At 44.8% G+C, this 14933-nt stretch carries 17 protein-coding genes and 1 pseudogene; 8 read left to right on the top strand and 10 right to left on the bottom strand.

Translation table 11 applies throughout. The annotated features are described in order from the left end of the window. Window positions 1-25 precede the first annotated feature (25 nt). A complete protein-coding gene (locus tag AB4623_RS14015; RefSeq protein ID WP_017062763.1) occupies window positions 26-625 on the bottom strand; it encodes a hypothetical protein in 600 nt (199 codons plus the stop codon). Between the two features lie 103 nt (window positions 626-728). On the opposite strand from AB4623_RS14015, the gene AB4623_RS14020 reads away from it, so the two are divergent. Continuing rightward, on the top strand, window positions 729-1025 hold the full coding sequence (locus AB4623_RS14020) for a YnjH family protein (RefSeq protein ID WP_102332681.1): 297 nt from the start codon (window positions 729-731) through the stop codon (window positions 1023-1025). Window positions 1026-1061: 36 nt separating this feature from the next. Here the strand turns inward: AB4623_RS14020 and AB4623_RS14025 are convergent, their stop codons facing one another. Further along, window positions 1062-1361: a YfcZ/YiiS family protein gene (locus tag AB4623_RS14025; protein ID WP_017062761.1), complete on the bottom strand. Its 300-nt coding sequence runs from the start codon at window positions 1359-1361 to the stop codon at window positions 1062-1064. A gap of 530 nt (window positions 1362-1891) precedes the next feature. Between AB4623_RS14025 and AB4623_RS14030 the strand changes: the two genes are divergently transcribed. Next, entirely contained in the window at window positions 1892-2353 is a 462-nt protein-coding gene (locus tag AB4623_RS14030) for a TetR/AcrR family transcriptional regulator (protein ID WP_017062760.1), read from the top strand. A gap of 395 nt (window positions 2354-2748) precedes the next feature. Here AB4623_RS14030 and AB4623_RS14035 read toward each other — a convergent pair whose 3' ends face one another. The 6 genes from AB4623_RS14035 to AB4623_RS14060 form a co-directional block, all read right to left on the bottom strand. Then, a complete protein-coding gene (locus AB4623_RS14035; protein ID WP_017062759.1) occupies window positions 2749-3531 on the bottom strand; it encodes a heme ABC transporter ATP-binding protein in 783 nt (260 codons plus the stop codon). Then, a complete protein-coding gene (locus AB4623_RS14040; RefSeq protein WP_048609731.1) occupies window positions 3531-4568 on the bottom strand; it encodes an iron ABC transporter permease in 1038 nt (345 codons plus the stop codon). Before AB4623_RS14040 ends, AB4623_RS14035 begins: the two co-directional genes overlap by 1 nt. 124 nt (window positions 4569-4692) lie before the next feature. Continuing rightward, window positions 4693-5580, bottom strand: a complete 888-nt coding sequence (locus AB4623_RS14045; protein WP_017064313.1) for a hemin ABC transporter substrate-binding protein — start codon at window positions 5578-5580, stop codon at window positions 4693-4695. 165 nt (window positions 5581-5745) lie between these two features. Continuing rightward, the gene (locus tag AB4623_RS14050; protein ID WP_017064314.1) at window positions 5746-6159 is read right to left on the bottom strand and encodes a biopolymer transporter ExbD; all 414 of its coding nucleotides are present in this window, start codon (window positions 6157-6159) and stop codon (window positions 5746-5748) included. After that, entirely contained in the window at window positions 6156-6857 is a 702-nt protein-coding gene (locus tag AB4623_RS14055) for a MotA/TolQ/ExbB proton channel family protein (protein WP_372146684.1), read from the bottom strand. The genes AB4623_RS14050 and AB4623_RS14055 overlap by 4 nt, the downstream gene beginning before the upstream one ends. A 2-nt stretch (window positions 6858-6859) precedes the next feature. Further along, window positions 6860-7651, bottom strand: a complete 792-nt coding sequence (locus AB4623_RS14060; protein ID WP_102321339.1) for an energy transducer TonB — start codon at window positions 7649-7651, stop codon at window positions 6860-6862. 161 nt (window positions 7652-7812) lie between these two features. On the opposite strand from AB4623_RS14060, the pseudogene hutW reads away from it, so the two are divergent. The 4 genes and pseudogenes from hutW to AB4623_RS14080 all read left to right on the top strand — a co-directional run bounded on the left by hutW (window position 7813) and on the right by AB4623_RS14080 (window position 11151). After that, a pseudogene (gene hutW, locus AB4623_RS14065) lies at window positions 7813-9221 on the top strand (heme anaerobic degradation radical SAM methyltransferase ChuW/HutW). 48 nt (window positions 9222-9269) lie between these two features. Then, window positions 9270-9791: a heme utilization cystosolic carrier protein HutX gene (hutX, locus tag AB4623_RS14070; RefSeq protein WP_016784265.1), complete on the top strand. Its 522-nt coding sequence runs from the start codon at window positions 9270-9272 to the stop codon at window positions 9789-9791. A 155-nt stretch (window positions 9792-9946) separates the two neighbouring features. Beyond that, a complete protein-coding gene (gene hutZ, locus AB4623_RS14075) occupies window positions 9947-10477 on the top strand; it encodes a heme utilization protein HutZ (RefSeq protein ID WP_004731858.1) in 531 nt (176 codons plus the stop codon). A gap of 113 nt (window positions 10478-10590) precedes the next feature. Then, window positions 10591-11151, top strand: a complete 561-nt coding sequence (locus tag AB4623_RS14080; RefSeq protein ID WP_048610703.1) for an ATP--cob(I)alamin adenosyltransferase — start codon at window positions 10591-10593, stop codon at window positions 11149-11151. A gap of 94 nt (window positions 11152-11245) precedes the next feature. Here the strand turns inward: AB4623_RS14080 and AB4623_RS14085 are convergent, their stop codons facing one another. Beyond that, entirely contained in the window at window positions 11246-12160 is a 915-nt protein-coding gene (locus AB4623_RS14085; RefSeq protein ID WP_017062751.1) for a chemotaxis protein, read from the bottom strand. A 170-nt stretch (window positions 12161-12330) separates the two neighbouring features. Between AB4623_RS14085 and ppiC the strand changes: the two genes are divergently transcribed. Then, window positions 12331-12651 carry a peptidylprolyl isomerase PpiC gene (gene ppiC, locus AB4623_RS14090; RefSeq protein ID WP_017630085.1) on the top strand — a complete coding sequence of 107 codons (321 nt, stop codon included), beginning with the start codon at window positions 12331-12333 and terminating at the stop codon, window positions 12649-12651. Between the two features lie 283 nt (window positions 12652-12934). Next, complete coding sequence (locus tag AB4623_RS14095) at window positions 12935-14341, top strand: alpha-amylase family glycosyl hydrolase (RefSeq protein ID WP_372146686.1); 1407 nt, start codon at window positions 12935-12937, stop codon at window positions 14339-14341. 128 nt (window positions 14342-14469) lie between these two features. On the opposite strand, the gene AB4623_RS14100 is transcribed toward AB4623_RS14095, so the two are convergent. Further along, a partial coding sequence (locus tag AB4623_RS14100; RefSeq protein ID WP_372146688.1) for a methyl-accepting chemotaxis protein occupies window positions 14470-14933 on the bottom strand: 464 nt, incomplete at its 5' end.

Raw genomic sequence — 14933 nt, forward strand, 5'->3', positions numbered from 1 at the left:
TAGAGCATTAGAGCATTAGCCTGAATTAGCGAGCGACTGCACCACCGAGATCTAGATTGGTTGGCCATTTGGTTACGGTGTTGCCGCCCAGATAGATGTTGCCTTTGACTGTCATGGTCTCGGGGAATGTTGTAATCCCAGAACCACCTATATAAAGGTCGCCGTCAATCACGATCCCGTTGGGTAACTCGGTTAAAGGAGTGCGGATCACGCTCAGATCGCCTTTTACTCTAAAGCCATTCGGTAGCCTTTCCAGTGGAGTGTCGGTGAGGTTGATAAAGCCGCCCACTCTTACACCTCTTGGCCAGCTGGTGATTTGGCTGCCAATCAAGTCGACGTAACCTTTTATCTTAACCCCGCTCGGGACTCGAGCGAGTTGGCTGTTAGAGCCTTTAAGGCTGCCGTTCACTTCTAACCCTTTGGGTAGGCGTGTGATCGCAGTATTCTCTATATTGAGATTACCATCTACCACCAAGCCAGTTGGAAGTGATGTATAAGGCTTATTTCGTAGATATAAGTTTCCGTAATTATCGAGATGGTTCAATATTTGATAGTGATCGAGTGGTTCAGCACTGACATTTGTTATGGTTAAGGAACCAATAATAAGTGCAATTATTCTGAGCATAACAGGCTTCTTATTACGATAGACGCTTACACTATAATGGAAAAATTAATCTCGCATAGTGTTTTACCCATTTGGCGGTAGATTAACGAGGAATGGAGCAAAGATGATAGGTAAATCAATGATTAGAGTAAATATACGAATTATTAAGGTCTTTCTGATAGCCGCTTCATTGTTTGGCTCAATGTCTGCGAGTGCCAATAAAGTAATTTCAACGCCCGGTAAAGCTGCGGTAGTGGTGACACAAGGCAGTCAACAGCAACGAGTTTGTTATTATGATGACAAGGCTTATAGTATTGGGGCAGTGTTAGAGGTAGGGGGCGTAGTGATTCAGTGCGCTGCAGAAAATGATTTTGAGCAAAATGGGTCACTGGCTTGGGTTCAATTAAAAAAAGACGAGTAATTCACTCGTCTTTTAATAAGCATATAAATGCTTATATTAACGCGCTAGAGAGCGAGTCTTAAGTTCAAAAATAATCTTCTCAGCGCTAACTTCAAATTTAAAGCGAGCGTGCAACTCTGTGCTTTCTTCAGTCATCTCTGATGCTTCGAACTCAACGTTGCTAGACACTTGTTTAGCAAGTTCAACATACTTAGCAAACTCAGCTTCAATCAGTGCTTTTGAGTTTCCGTAAACCGTTACTTCAGCAACATCGTCGCCTTCTTTAATGATGAACCCGATTTCGCCTGCACAGCCGCAAGCCTCACATACATCGTTGTTACCAATATCTTGGCTCATAAATAATCCTCTTACAAAGTCTGAGGTTATTCTAACGAGCAATTTGAACTGTATCTACAAAAATTAAAACCTTTGAACTAATTTATACTGGTATGCTATGTTGTTTGTTAAGGTGTTTGATGAATATCTACATTCGCGCCGCCAAATATGTATGTGATTTACCTCACGTTTTGTTGAAAAGGAATGTTATTAATATGTCAGAATATCATTCACTTAGTTGCGCCAGAAATGATTTTATAAGACTATCTATCGCTTGATAGGTATTTATACAATGAATTTTTCGTTGGGTATTTCATATTCTAAGTAGTTATTTAAACTTATCGACTTAGGATTGTAAGGTGATTTTCGAAGAATAATTAGACAAAGTGTCCAAAGAGGCATCACTGTAAAATTGTTCGTACATAGTATTTGTGTGAATTTAGTTATAAATACTTGCGAAAAAATACCTTGCTCACATAATGCTGATAACGATTTTCATTCTGACTTCATTTGATTGAGTTAGATGGATTTACAAAGAGAAGAGCCTGAATATGCCAAAGCGTAGTAAAGAAGATACAGAAATCACGATCCAGAAAATCATGGATGCCGTTGTAGACCAGCTACTAAGATTGGGTTACGACAAGATGTCATACACGACGTTGAGTCAACAAACGGGTGTTTCTCGTACAGGTATAAGTCATCACTTTCCAAAGAAAACGGATTTTACTGCTGCTCTAGACGGTCGTATTTTCAAGATGTTCGTGGAACACATTGACTTCGAAAATGGCCTTGACGCATTTTCAGCTAGCTGGGTTGCAGCACTTGAAGACGCTGAGTTCCTAGCAATCTTACGTTTACTTTTCCATCATATCGTTACTGCTGAGAGCGCGCATGAGTTCGCTGCAAACGGTATTGATCGTCTATACAAGCTGACTGAAACTCAGTTTGGCGATACTAGCGGTAAAGAACTAGAGTGGCTGATTGGTAAATCATTGATTCGTATGAGCCAATAATCAGCACTCAATAAAAGAAGCTCCTACGGGGGCTTTTTTTGTGCTTGCAGTTTCACTTCTTGTACGTTTTTCTCTCAATCCCACATCGATGTCGCAGTCTTGTTGATTGATGCTGAATGATGTTATTTCCTTTCTTTTTATATGCTTACGCTCGCGGCTTGTTTTACTCTTCAGTGTTAAAAGCTAAGTAACCCTAACGGGTAGTGTTCATTTCTAGAGCCTCAAATGCTCAAGGTGAGTCGTTTTGGTGCTTGCTGCTGTGGTTATTAATAAAATTGAGTTTAAGCCGAGATAGTGGCTGTGAGCCAATAAAAAGCCCCGAACAAATCGAGGCTTAGGATTACGTCATTGTTATCAAGAACGAATACTCAAAACGAGTCGCTCCTTAATCGGACTTATTGTGCGGGGTGAACCTGAGGGAAGCTCATGGTTGGGTGTTTTTCTACGATACTTTTGTAACCATACACATCTTCTATCATCGAAGGTTTCAGTGCATCCCAAGGCTTGCCATCACACACCAAATTGCCATCTTTCAATACCACCAATCGATCGGAATACTGCGCGGCTAAGTTGAGATCATGCAAAACCACGATAACCGCGGCATTGTGGTTATCGGCTAATTCTCTCGCAATCTTTAAGGTGTTGTGCTGGTGGGCAAGATCCAGTGCAGACGTTGGTTCATCAAGCATCAAAATACATTGGTCACCAGAGTGGTGAAGCTGAGTTAATACTCGAGCCAAGTGCACTCGCTGCTTTTCACCGCCTGATAGCGAAGGATAAAGCCTTTCACTCAAGTGAGTCACATCAGCAACATCCATTTTTTGGCTAGCAATGCTGGTCAGCTTCTTGTTGGATTCTTGCAGAGGAATCCCACCAAGCTCGACAACTTCATGAGCCAAGAATGGGAAGGTCAATGTGCTGTGTTGAGGAAGCATAGCAAGGTGCTTAGCTAACTTTTGAGAAGGCCATTTGTCTTTACTGTGTCCAAAATACTGGATATCGCCGTTGCTTGATATCTCTTGGCACAAAGCTTTAAGCAGCGTGCTTTTACCTGCGCCATTTGGCCCAAGCAGTGTGGTTACCTTTCCCGCTTCAATCTCAATAGAAACGCCATCTAATATCACTTTACTGCCGAACTTCACTTCGATATCGGTCGCTTTTAAAGCTGAAGGAAACATTAAAGGATTCTCCCTTTCTGTTGAAATAGTAGATACAAGAAGAATGGAGCACCGATAATTGCAGTGACAATACCTACAGGCAGCTCTGCCGGAGCAAGTACCACACGTGAGAACATGTCTGCGGCGGTTAGCAGTAGTGCGCCTAGTACCGCTGATAGTGGCAACAGAACTCGGTGGTCAGGGCCTGCTAACATACGACCTAAATGCGGGATAACCAATCCAATAAAACCAATCATGCCAGACAGGCTAACCGTGATACCAACGCCTGCAGCCGTCAGTAGAATCAGCTTTCGTTTCAGCTTTTGTACTGGGATGCCAAGGTGTTGTGCTTCTGACTCGCCTAGTAGCAAAGCATTCAATGACATTGCTTGTCGGTAGAAAACAACAAACAAGCCAACGAGCGTGACAGCTGCCAGCAAAATCCCTGACCACTTAGCGCCCGCCAATGAACCCATCGACCACAATGAAAGATCGCGCAGCATTTGGTCATCAGCAATGAAATTCAAGAAGCCAATACCAGCGCCAGAGAGCGCACTGATCGCCACACCCGCCAACAACATGATGGTGACAGAGGTGCCGAATTTACCCGTGCCCAGCTTATACACCAACAGTGTGGTTAAAGCGCCACCTAAAAAGGCAAACACAGGAACTGCAGCAAAGTTCATGAAAGCAGGGTATTGAAGCGATAGCTCAGAGAAAAGCACGATGGCCAGTGCTGCACCTAGCGCCGCACCAGCAGATACGCCTATGATGCCAGGTTCTGCAAGTGGGTTTCGAAATAGGCCCTGCATAACAGCACCACATAACGCGAGAATCGCACCAATCAACATGCATAAAATGGTTCGAGGTAAGCGAATCTCTTGAATCACCAAGTTGATGTGGGGGGCTAAATCATTGTTTGGCTGAAGTAAGCTCGCTGCGCTGTCAGCCAAGCTAATGTTCATTGGCCCAACGGTGATTGAAAACAGTGCGACGAAGACTAGGGTAGCACCTAGGCCTAACATCGATGTTTTCAGCGGGACGGATCGTAACAACATAAAGGGCCTCAATGTCCGTCACTAACTTCAATATCCATCACCAACATTGCGAAAGTAGGCTGGTGACGGGCATTGAACTAGCAACAGTAAAAATAGGGTAGTCGCGTTATAGCGGGTAGATAAGTTATAGCGGGTAGATAAGTGCGTTTAGACGCTTTGCTTCGGAGAGGCTTTCTAGGCCAAGCCCGCCAACCAAAGCACTGCCATTTACGGTAATGATTTGCTTGTTCATACCTGCAGGCGTTGCCGCTAGCATAGGCAGTGATTTCAGGATGGCATCTGCGCCGCCCATTTTTTGATAACTACGGCCGCTTACTAAAATGACATCAGGTTGCATCTCAACGAGTGATTCCATTGAAAGTGGCTTGTAAGACGTTAAGCTCTGAGCGGCAGGGTTGATACCGCCAGCTAACTCGATGATTGCGTTTGGTGATGTTTCACCGCCAGCAACGTTGGCAGGGCGACCTTCATGCAGCAACAGGAATAGAACTTTCTTCGCTTCGTTGCTTGGTACTTGGTTCGCTTTCAGTGCTGCGATCTTTTGATTCACATCGGTTTTCACTTGCTGCGAGTGGTCTTCGGTATGGGTGATCTTTGCGATTTGGTCGATACGCTTTAATAGCCCTTCCACGTTTGCTTCAGTGTTAACAATCTCTACATCGACGCCTGCCGATTTTAATTGAGAGATAGCGTTGTCTGGTCCCATTTCATCCGAGCCAATCAATGTGGTTGGCTCTAGGGCGAGTAGACCTTCAGCAGACAGGTTTCGGTGATAACCAATCTTTGGCAGGTTTTCTGCTTGAGGAAAGTGGCTGGTCACATCAATCGCGACTAGCTGCTCTTCAGCACCTAATGCCAAAACCAATTCAGTAACGGCACTACCGGCACTGATGATTCGAGGTTGTTCAGCGTCGTTGGCCATTGCGGGTGCGCTAAGTGCCAGGCTCATAGCGGCAACTGAAAGGAGATGTGTCTTGGTCTTTAATTTATTGAGCACGTTTAAGTTGTTCATAATAAGTTTTTTGTATTTTCTTTTTGTATCGCGAAGATACTCAGTGAGCAGTCCGTTCGCATTGTGAGTTCGAATCGATAGAGGGGCTTAGTTCTGTCTATTTGGTCTTAGCTATCAGGAGCCAAATTTTATAAACGCTAGGCCTCATAAAAATTGAGTGTTGTTCTAGCCATCGTCCGTGAGCAGTTGAGTCGCTGGTATTCCGTTCTCTTGAAGGAATGAAAGCAACTTCACTAGGTTTTCAACATTGGCGGCTTTATCCGCGCCAATGATGATCGGTTTTTTATCCGTTGAGCCTGTCTCTTCTAACAAGGCAATCTTGAAGTTTTCCCAGTTGATATACTCTTGGCCGTTAATCGCCCAGTAGGGGGCATGGTCTAGGATGTTGACGCTAATCGAGTCTTTGTGGACTTCAGAAACGTTTTTAACATCCGAGCTTGGTAGCTCAACTTCTAGCGATTCCAGCTTTACCGATGCCGTAAGCAGTAGAAAAACCATCACGATAAAAATGATGTCGAGCAGCGGTGTTAAGTCTGGCGCTAGGCTCTGTGTGTGAGATGAGTGGGGCGTTTTAATCATGCTTGACTCACATCACCGATAGAGGTTTTGTTGATAGGCTTACCTTGAGTATCATCAGACTGATTGGTTTGAATCGACATGCCTTCTAGCCACACATTCACATAGTTCAATGTATGCTCCAATTGAGCCAGCACTCGATCGGCCCATAGCCCTAGTAGCTGAGCACCAGAAATAGCAGGAAGCGCAATCATCAAACCTGCTGCTGTGGTTCGCATTGCTAATCCAAGACCGTCTGCCAAATCATTAGGCGTGATGCTGCCTGTTGTCGCGGCAACGCCTTTAAACATCTCAATAAGACCAAGTACCGTACCAAGCAAGCCGATGAGTGGGCTGATCACGCCGATCAAACCAAGCAGTCTTAAACCTGCATGAAGCTGGTGGCGTTTTTCTTGTAGCCAGATCCCAGCGGCATCTTCACGTAACCCTTTTGAGAAAGAGTGGTGAGCAAGCAACATTGACACGCCCTTGTACAAGAGCGGGCGTTTACCTGAAATCGACTGAGCAAGCGCTTCAATCTCTTTGCTGTTGGTTGGTGAGGTTTGGTTTAACTCGCGACGAATGGCACGTTTGCCCACACCAATGCTGAGCATGACTTGGAAGACACGTTCAGCGATGATCATTGCTGTTAATGCTGAGCAGATAAGAAGAGGCCAAGTCATTAAGCCAAGTTGATCTTGTAAGTAACTGATTTGTAGCATGATTAATCCAACCTAAAACGAACAGGTATTTGTACTCGGTGAGCAATCGCTCGACCATTGACAGTGTGAGGTGAGAATTTCCATTGTTTAATGGCATCTAATGCGGCGTTATCGAGCATTAGCGCGCCTGATGAATTTACTAATGCTTGTTTAATTTGTTTGCCTTCAGCGTCTAGCCAGATCTCATAAGTCGCGACACCTTCAACGCCACGACGTCTTGCTTGGCGAGGGTAATTCGGTGGGGTAGGACGCGCAGAGAACGAAGGCTTAGTGACTAAAACCGGCTCTTGGTTTGATACGCCTTGGTTTACTTCCTGAGACTGGTTGGCAGATTCGTCCATATTCTTATCGACTTTCTTGTCGGCCAGTTTCTCTGGTTGAGTGGCTGGCTCTGGGCGTTCTTTCTTCACCACCTTTTTCTCAGTCACTGGTTTCTTTTGAACAGGCTTTTTCTCGACAACCTTCTTTTCAATCACTTTTTTCTCAACTTTCTTTGGTTGAGGTTTATTGGTGATCGCTTTTTTCTTTGGGGTTGGCTTAGTTTGCTTTGGCTCAACCGTTTTTGGTTCGGCTTGTGAGACGGTTTCTTTTATTGGCTCAGGTTTAACTGGCTCTGTGATTGTTTTTTGCTGAGCTTGTGAAGGAACGCTCTTAGGAGTGAAGTTGATCGATACCGTGTTCGATTGGCTACCTGCAGGCATCGCAAATACTTTGGATTCTTGAGCGACAAACAACAACGCGGCATGAATCACTAACGATGCACCGCCTGCAATAACATATCTAGGAACGTTCACAATCAATCCTTTACCAAATCAAAATTCTGTATCGGATTATTGCCTAGAATCTAAATAAGATCAATTATCAATTGCATTATCATTTGCGTGTATTTATGATTCTCTCAGTTTTTAGCGAATAGTCTTCCAGACTTTGCTATGTAAGTGTTTAGAGAGATTATATGAGTCTTAATATTTATAAATTTGACGAATCAATCTTGGGCATTTCTAGCCCTGATCCGCTTCGTTTTGCGTTTGCGAAAAAGCATTCTGCACACGCCGGAGGAAGTTCAATTCCGGTCGACCCCAGTAAGAAGTTAGAACTCTTTGACGAACTGATGCTGAGTGAAGGGAAAAACAGGATAAGCGTTGCTTGTATATCCACATTCCTTTCTGTCGTGTGCGTTGTACGTTCTGCAATTTCTTCCAAAATGCCGCAAGCCGTAAATTGGTGGATGAGTATTTCGATGCACTGATGGTCGAGCTAAAGCAGAAAGCCAAAACACCTTGGGCTCAGTCTGGACTATTTCACGCTGTCTATATTGGTGGCGGAACTCCCACCGATTTGTCGCCTCAACAAGTTGAGCAGCTGGGTAAAGCGATTCGTCAATATTTCCCACTAGCAAACGATGTTGAGATGACATTGGAAGGGCGCATCAATCGATTTGGTGACGAGATGTTTGATCGTGCGCTTGAAGGTGGCTTCAATCGTTTCTCGTTCGGTATTCAAAGTTTCAATACTCAGGTTCGACGTAGTGCTAAGCGCCTAGATGACCGAGAGGTTGTGCTAGAACGTATCAGTTCACTAAGCCGCACCGAGCAAGCGCCAATCGTTCTTGATCTGTTATACGGATTACCACACCAATCTATGGAAGTGTTCCAACAAGATTTAGAAGACTACATGTCTACTGGCGCACACGGCATTGACCTCTACCAACTGATTGTTGCGGGCAATGCACCTATGCTTAATCTTGTTGAGAAAGGAAAAATCCCACCGCCTGCGAATACGCCAGATAAGGCGAGCATGTATTTGGCGGGTGTGGAGTTCATGGCAAAAAATAAGGTCAAGCAACTGAGCGTAAACCACTGGACTCGTGATAACCGCGAACGCAGCATTTACAACAGCTTAGCGAAAACTTATGCCGAAGTTCTACCCATTGGTTGTGGCGCTGGTGGCAACATCGGCGGTCATGGTGTGATGCAGCATCGAACTTTAGACAGCTACATGGAGTCTATAAAGCAAGGTCAATTACCTATTGCCATGATGACTAAGCAAAGCTCATTAGAGCCTATCTTCTCAACATTAAAGGCAGGTTTCGATTCTGGTGTTGTTAGAAGAAGTACGCTACCGAGATTTATGGGGCAAGATACGTTCGACTACCTCAAGCCTTTGTTCGCGCATTGGGAAAAGAACGGTTTAGTTGAGCTTTCGGAAGATTATCTGAGCCTGACTATTGCTGGCAGCTTTTGGGCGGTAAGCCTAGCGCAGAGTGTGATTCAAGTGCTTAACGCTGAATACCAAGCTATGCACCCAGCGCCTAAAGCGTCAGGTTCGGGCGTACACCCGCATGCAAGTTTGAAGCACGCTTAATATCGAATTTTTAGTTTATAACTTACTCGTTTATACGGAACATATTCAATGACAGATACAACATTAGAAATGACAGAAACTCTAGAACAACGCGTAGCTCTAATTTTAGAAGAAGAGCCAAAACTACTGCCAACAGCAATTGCTGAGAAGCTAGGTGTTTCAGAGGTTGAAGTGGTTGCTGCTTTTCCAAACGACATGGCGGTAATGCTAGATGGCAGCCGTGCTCAAGAGATTCTAGAAGGTTTAGTGGGTTGGGGCCCTGTGACCACTATCGTGCATTCATTTGGTTCTATCTTTGAAGTTAAAGCGCCATTCCCGAAAGGTAAGGTAGCGCGTGGTTACTACAACCTAATGGGCAAAGAGGGCGAGCTTCATGGTCACCTTAAACTTGATAACGTTAAACATATCGGTTTGGTGAGCAAGGCGTTCATGGGTCGTGAAAGTCATTACTTCGGCTTCTTCAGTGAAACCGGTGAGAACATTTTTAAGATTTACCTAGGCCGCAACGAAAAGCGTGAGCTTATTGCCGACCAAGTAGAACGCTTCAAAGCGCTAAAAGAACAAGCTTAAGTTCAATTTACAGTAAATAATCAGCAGCAATCTTACATAGGGTTGCCAACTGGCTTAAACAAGACATCAATGCTCGAGGATCGTTTAGTTCGCTAATGATCGCTCAACCTTGGGCAAAAATAATAAATCAGAGAAAGTGAAGAAAGGAATTACCCATGGAACAGCAAGTAAAACAAGAACGTCTACAAGGTCGCCTAGGTCCAGAAATTAAAGAGTTTCGCCAAGAGCGCCGTACCCTTCAACTTGCAACGGTTGATGAAGAAGGTCGCCCGAACGTAAGTTACGCACCTTTCGTTCAGAACCAAGAAGGTTACTTTGTTCTAATTTCTGATATTGCTCGTCATGCTCGCAACTTGAAAGCGAACCCTCAGGTCTCTTTGATGATGATTGAAGACGAAGAGAGCTCGAAGCAACTTTACGCACGTAAACGTTTAACGTTTGATGCTCAAGCAAGTGTTGTGGAGCGTGAAACGGAACTTTGGACTCAAGTGATTGGCCAGATGCAAGAGCGTTTTGGTGAAATCATTGATGGTTTGAGCCAACTTCAAGACTTCTCTCTGTTTAACCTTAAAGCTGAGAACGGCCTGTTCGTTAAAGGCTTTGGTCAGGCATACCAAGTGTCAGGCGACGATCTGGTGGATTTCGTTCACCTACAAGAAGGTCACAAAAAAGTATCTAACGAGTAATCTCGTTTAATCGATTTCTTTAGGAGCCCTCCAATGTGAGGGCTTTTTTATGTCTAAATCAAAGAGTTTGGTATATTGGCGTTTGATGACTATTTATATGTAAGGATCGGTACGTGAAACCAGTAAGTCGAGATTGGGACGAGTTCTGTTACCCGTTTATTTATGAAGACAGTCCTATCTGTGATTTTGAGATTTTGTCGGATGAACTTTGTTGCCGAGTTGGATTGGTGTTGTCTTTAGAGCTAGAGCCTCAGGTTCGTGAGATCCTGCAACGCTTGCAGCCAAACATCTACCATTTGAATGGCTCTGTGCGCGGTAAGCTTGCCATCACCGAGTCTGAATTGGTCGAGCTCAAGCAAGATTATCATCGTATCCGTGAGCAGTTAGAAGGGGGGTTTAAAGGCTTTGTCTTACCCGGTGGACACCGAGTGTCTAGTGAACTTCACTTGTGTCGTTGTCAGGCTAAGAAAGTTGTGCGAGCTTTGGTGAGTATTGAACATCATGAAAGCAAAAAGTCGCCAGACCCGATTCTTTTTAAATACGCCAACCTAGTCGCGAACACTCTCTATGCATTGGCCTCTTTTACCAATCATGTGAATGAAGTCGAGGAAGTGGAATTTGTGAGTAAGAGCTACTCTATGCCGAAAAAGTCTATGCCAGAAAACAAAGACTAACGGTTAGCTCTATTCTTATTAAGATTTGAAGAAAGAAGAGACTAAGAAGCTAAACCATTGAGCACTATGCCAGGTTTAGCTTCTATAACAGAGCCTAAGCAGCCGTAGAGGCGCCGTTTAAGACTTTTGCGCCGCGTAGCATAGCTTCGATTAATTCACCCGCGTTGAACTTCTCAAGCGCTTCATGCGCCCCCACCTGATTAGCACGGTCGACACAGATCTCACTGGACAGTGAGGTATGCAAAATACAGTAAGCGTGACTTAAAGCGCTGTCGTTTTGCACTTCAAATGCAAGCTCATAACCATCTAATCCCGGCATCTCGATATCACTCACCAGAAGATCAATGGCATTGCCAGCGCTGGCTTGGCGTCGCATTAGGTCGATGGCATCTAAGCCGTTGTTACATATGCTGTAAGGGATGTTGATGCTGTCTAAGGCATCAGATAACTGTTTACGTGCAATCAAAGAGTCATCCACTAATAAGATGTTCAATGCTTTGAGGCGTTCCCTTTCTACATCGGTCAGCATCGGGATATGAGCATTCTCATAAGCTGGGTAGATCTTAGAAAGCAGCAGTTCCACGTCGAGCATTTGCACAATACGGTCTTCAAAACGTGTAATACCCGTTACAAACACATTGCGACCCACACTGGTGGGTGGAGATTCAATGCTCTTCCAGTCGCATTCAATGATTTTATCAATTGAACGAACCAAGAACGCCACAACTGTTCTCAAACAGTCAGTAACGATGAGTACACAATCTTGGTATTCAGCGGGTGTTATCGGACGGAAGCCAATCGCAGCGGACATATCAATCACAGGAACTGTAAGGTCGCGGATAGTCACTGTACCAATCACGTGATGATGGGAGTAGGGGATCTGAGTCATCGGCTGAAAAGGGACGATTTCTCTGACCTTAAGCGTGCCAATCGCAAAACTTTGAGTGAGGGACAACTTGAACATCAACATTCCCTGTGACTGACTCGCTTTACTGATCGGTTTGGCCATAAGTGGCTCCTACTTAATACGCGCTTAATTTATAAGGATTAATTTAAAGGGAAATGGAAGCCGCAGCAAGTCGCGATGCGGTTTTTAATGGCCTTTAAGGCAGTTGTTTTCGGTTATAGAGTGAAGAATAGCGGTTCTTGGGTTAAAATCACGCTAAATACTCGTTGTCGATGGTTAGTCGACAAGCAGACAGCAACAAACTGAGAATTATCATGGCAAGAACAGCAGCAGCGCTTCATATTCTGGTGAAGCATAAAGAACTAGCAGAAGACATCATGACGCAGCTTAAAAAGGGCGCTAAATTTCAAACGCTAGCGAAGAAACATTCAACCTGTCCATCTGGTAAAAAGGGCGGCGACCTAGGTGAGTTCAAAAAAGGTCAAATGGTGCCTCAGTTTGATAAGGTTTGTTTCTCTGGCGAGACGCTTGTACCACACCTTGTGAAAACAAAATTTGGCTGGCACGTCGTGAAGGTTCTTTACAGAACTTAGTTATAAATATGTGTTAGATTGAATAAAAGGAGCGTATATACGCTCCTTTTTTGTGACTTTTGTGCGCGTTTTAAAGCACTACGGTTGAGTGTTCATCCCAGACGTTATGCGATAATTGGTGCTACGCCCTCAACCATCCACCGTGAGTAATTGGTAGGAGGAGGAGGGTTTTTAATGAGTAACTCATATAATAAATGCCATTCTTGAGGAAATTTATTGCAGCTTTGCCTTTTAGCCTTTGCCTTTTCTAAAAAGCTGTAAACGAGTTTGGTAGGAGAACAACATGGAGAGTTCAGCTATGTTAAGCAAACCAGCGACAGATGTCATGTTGCATGCCTTTGACTGGTGCTACGCTGACGTAATGAAGAACGCCCCACTGATCCAAGAGTTGGGTTATAAATCTGTTTTAGTATCACCGGCGATGAAATCGCTGCGCGGCCCTAAAGGTTGCGATCGAAATTCTGGTACTCAATGGTGGCAACGCTATCAGCCCCAAGACTATCGTGTGATCGATAATCAGTTGGGTGACACACAAGATTTTAAAGCGATGGTCGACACGTTAAAGCGACATGGGCTTCGTACTTATGTGGATGTGGTGTTTAACCACATGGCCAACGAATCGGGTATCCGCGGTGATCTAACGTATCCCAATCAGCAAGACATGGCGTCTTATCAAAAAGATGCTGACTATTATGAATCCATACGTTTGTTTGGTGACCTTTCTGAGCCTCTTTTTGATGAGAACGACTTCGTGGAAGCGTTTGGTATCAAGAACTGGAAAGACACGTGGGAAGTGCAAAACGGGCGTATTACCGGTGGCGCCAGCGATCCTGGCCTGCCAACGCTACTCGATAACGATAATGTGGTGGCACAACAAAGAGCCTACCTAAAAGCACTGAAAGAGATTGGTGTGAAAGGATTTCGCATTGATGCGGCAAAGCATATGACACTGGCACACCTACGCAAGGTGTGGACGGATGACATCTGCGAAGAAATGCACATCTTCGGTGAGATCATTACCGATGGCGGCGCGACAGAAGAAGAGTATGAGCTGTTCCTTGAGCCTTATCTTAAACACACTCGCTTAGGCGCTTACGATTTCCCGTTGTTCAACACCATCTTCAAAGCATTTGAAGAGCAGGGCAGCTTTAAGTCTTTGATTAACCCATACTGTTTTGGTCAGGCTCTGTCGAATATGCGAGCGATCACGTTTGCGGTCACTCATGATATTCCCAATAACGAGGTGTTTTTGGAGCATGTGATGGATGAAGTGGATGAGCGATTGGCTCATGCTTTCATTCTTGGTCGAGACGGCGGTGTGCCGCTTGTTTACAGTGAACTGAGCACCAGCGGTATTCTGGACAAGAGCGGTCAGCCTCGTTGGCTTAACGACTGGCAAGCGCCTTACATGAAAAGCATGATTCAATTCCATAACCATGTTCATGGCGAAGCGATGCGTGTGGTTGAAGCGAATGATGATTTGTTGGTGTTTGTCCGTGGCGATAAAGGCATTGTGGTGATCAACAAGTCGAAGCGAAGCAAAACAGCCTCATTAAATTGGACTGGTGCGGTAACCGATTTACTGTCGGATGATGTGTTTGAATGTGTTGGTAAGGATTTAACCATCAAGGTGGAATCGAACCAATGCATGATGTTAACGACGAATGAATTGAAGCCTGTCACGAGTTAACTTGGATAGACTAGAAAGAGAAGCCCCGCTTACTGGCAATCAGTAAGCGGGGCTTTTTATTTTAAGCTATTGCTCGGTAACTAAACCAAATGGCGACTCAGCCAAACGGCAACTGAGCCAAACCTTGGTTAAACCGTAAACTTATTCAATAGCTCGTCTTGTTGGCGAACATTGTCAGTTTGCTGCTGCATTGCGGTATTCGCTTCTTGGGCCGCTGTTGATACTTGTGTTGAAAGGTCTTTGATCTTAACAGTGTTGTTATTGATCTCTTCCGCTACTAAGCTCTGCTCTTCTGCCGCTGAAGCAATCTGGATGTTCATATCTGAGATGCGTTGAATCGCGTCACGGATACGGTCAAGTGAAGAGTTCGCTTGCTGAGCGCGTTCAACGGCGTCAGTGGCTGTGTCTTTACTTTGGTTCATCGCGTTCGATACTGAGCTTGCACCCGCTTGGAGCTGCTCGATCATGTTGCGGATTTCCGTAGTTGATTCTTGAGTACGTTGTGCCAGAGTACGAACTTCATCGGCAACGACTGCGAAACCACGGCCTGATTCACCAGCACGCGCCGCTTCAATAGCCGCATTCAATGCCA

Origin of the sequence: Vibrio sp. 10N.222.52.C12, assembly GCF_041474215.1 — a bacterium.
GTDB classification, from domain to species: Bacteria; Pseudomonadota; Gammaproteobacteria; order Enterobacterales; family Vibrionaceae; genus Vibrio; species Vibrio crassostreae_C.

Bases quoted from the DNA above. Each gene is read 5' to 3' on its own strand.
- AB4623_RS14040 (WP_048609731.1), bottom strand. From the start codon at position 4,568: ATGTTGTTACGATCCGTCCCGCTGAAAACATCGATGTTAGGCCTAGGT.
- AB4623_RS14015 (WP_017062763.1), bottom strand. From the start codon at position 625: ATGCTCAGAATAATTGCACTTATTATTGGTTCCTTAACCATAACAAAT.
- AB4623_RS14025 (WP_017062761.1), bottom strand. From the start codon at position 1,361: ATGAGCCAAGATATTGGTAACAACGATGTATGTGAGGCTTGCGGCTGT.
- hutZ (WP_004731858.1), top strand. From the start codon at position 9,947: ATGGAACAGCAAGTAAAACAAGAACGTCTACAAGGTCGCCTAGGTCCA.
- hutX (WP_016784265.1), top strand. From the start codon at position 9,270: ATGACAGATACAACATTAGAAATGACAGAAACTCTAGAACAACGCGTA.
- AB4623_RS14020 (WP_102332681.1), top strand. From the start codon at position 729: ATGATAGGTAAATCAATGATTAGAGTAAATATACGAATTATTAAGGTC.
- AB4623_RS14050 (WP_017064314.1), bottom strand. From the start codon at position 6,159: ATGATTAAAACGCCCCACTCATCTCACACACAGAGCCTAGCGCCAGAC.
- AB4623_RS14030 (WP_017062760.1), top strand. From the start codon at position 1,892: ATGCCAAAGCGTAGTAAAGAAGATACAGAAATCACGATCCAGAAAATC.
- AB4623_RS14085 (WP_017062751.1), bottom strand. From the start codon at position 12,160: ATGGCCAAACCGATCAGTAAAGCGAGTCAGTCACAGGGAATGTTGATG.
- AB4623_RS14035 (WP_017062759.1), bottom strand. From the start codon at position 3,531: ATGTTTCCTTCAGCTTTAAAAGCGACCGATATCGAAGTGAAGTTCGGC.
- ppiC (WP_017630085.1), top strand. From the start codon at position 12,331: ATGGTTAGTCGACAAGCAGACAGCAACAAACTGAGAATTATCATGGCA.
- AB4623_RS14055 (WP_372146684.1), bottom strand. From the start codon at position 6,857: ATGCTACAAATCAGTTACTTACAAGATCAACTTGGCTTAATGACTTGG.
- AB4623_RS14095 (WP_372146686.1), top strand. From the start codon at position 12,935: ATGGAGAGTTCAGCTATGTTAAGCAAACCAGCGACAGATGTCATGTTG.
- AB4623_RS14045 (WP_017064313.1), bottom strand. From the start codon at position 5,580: ATGAACAACTTAAACGTGCTCAATAAATTAAAGACCAAGACACATCTC.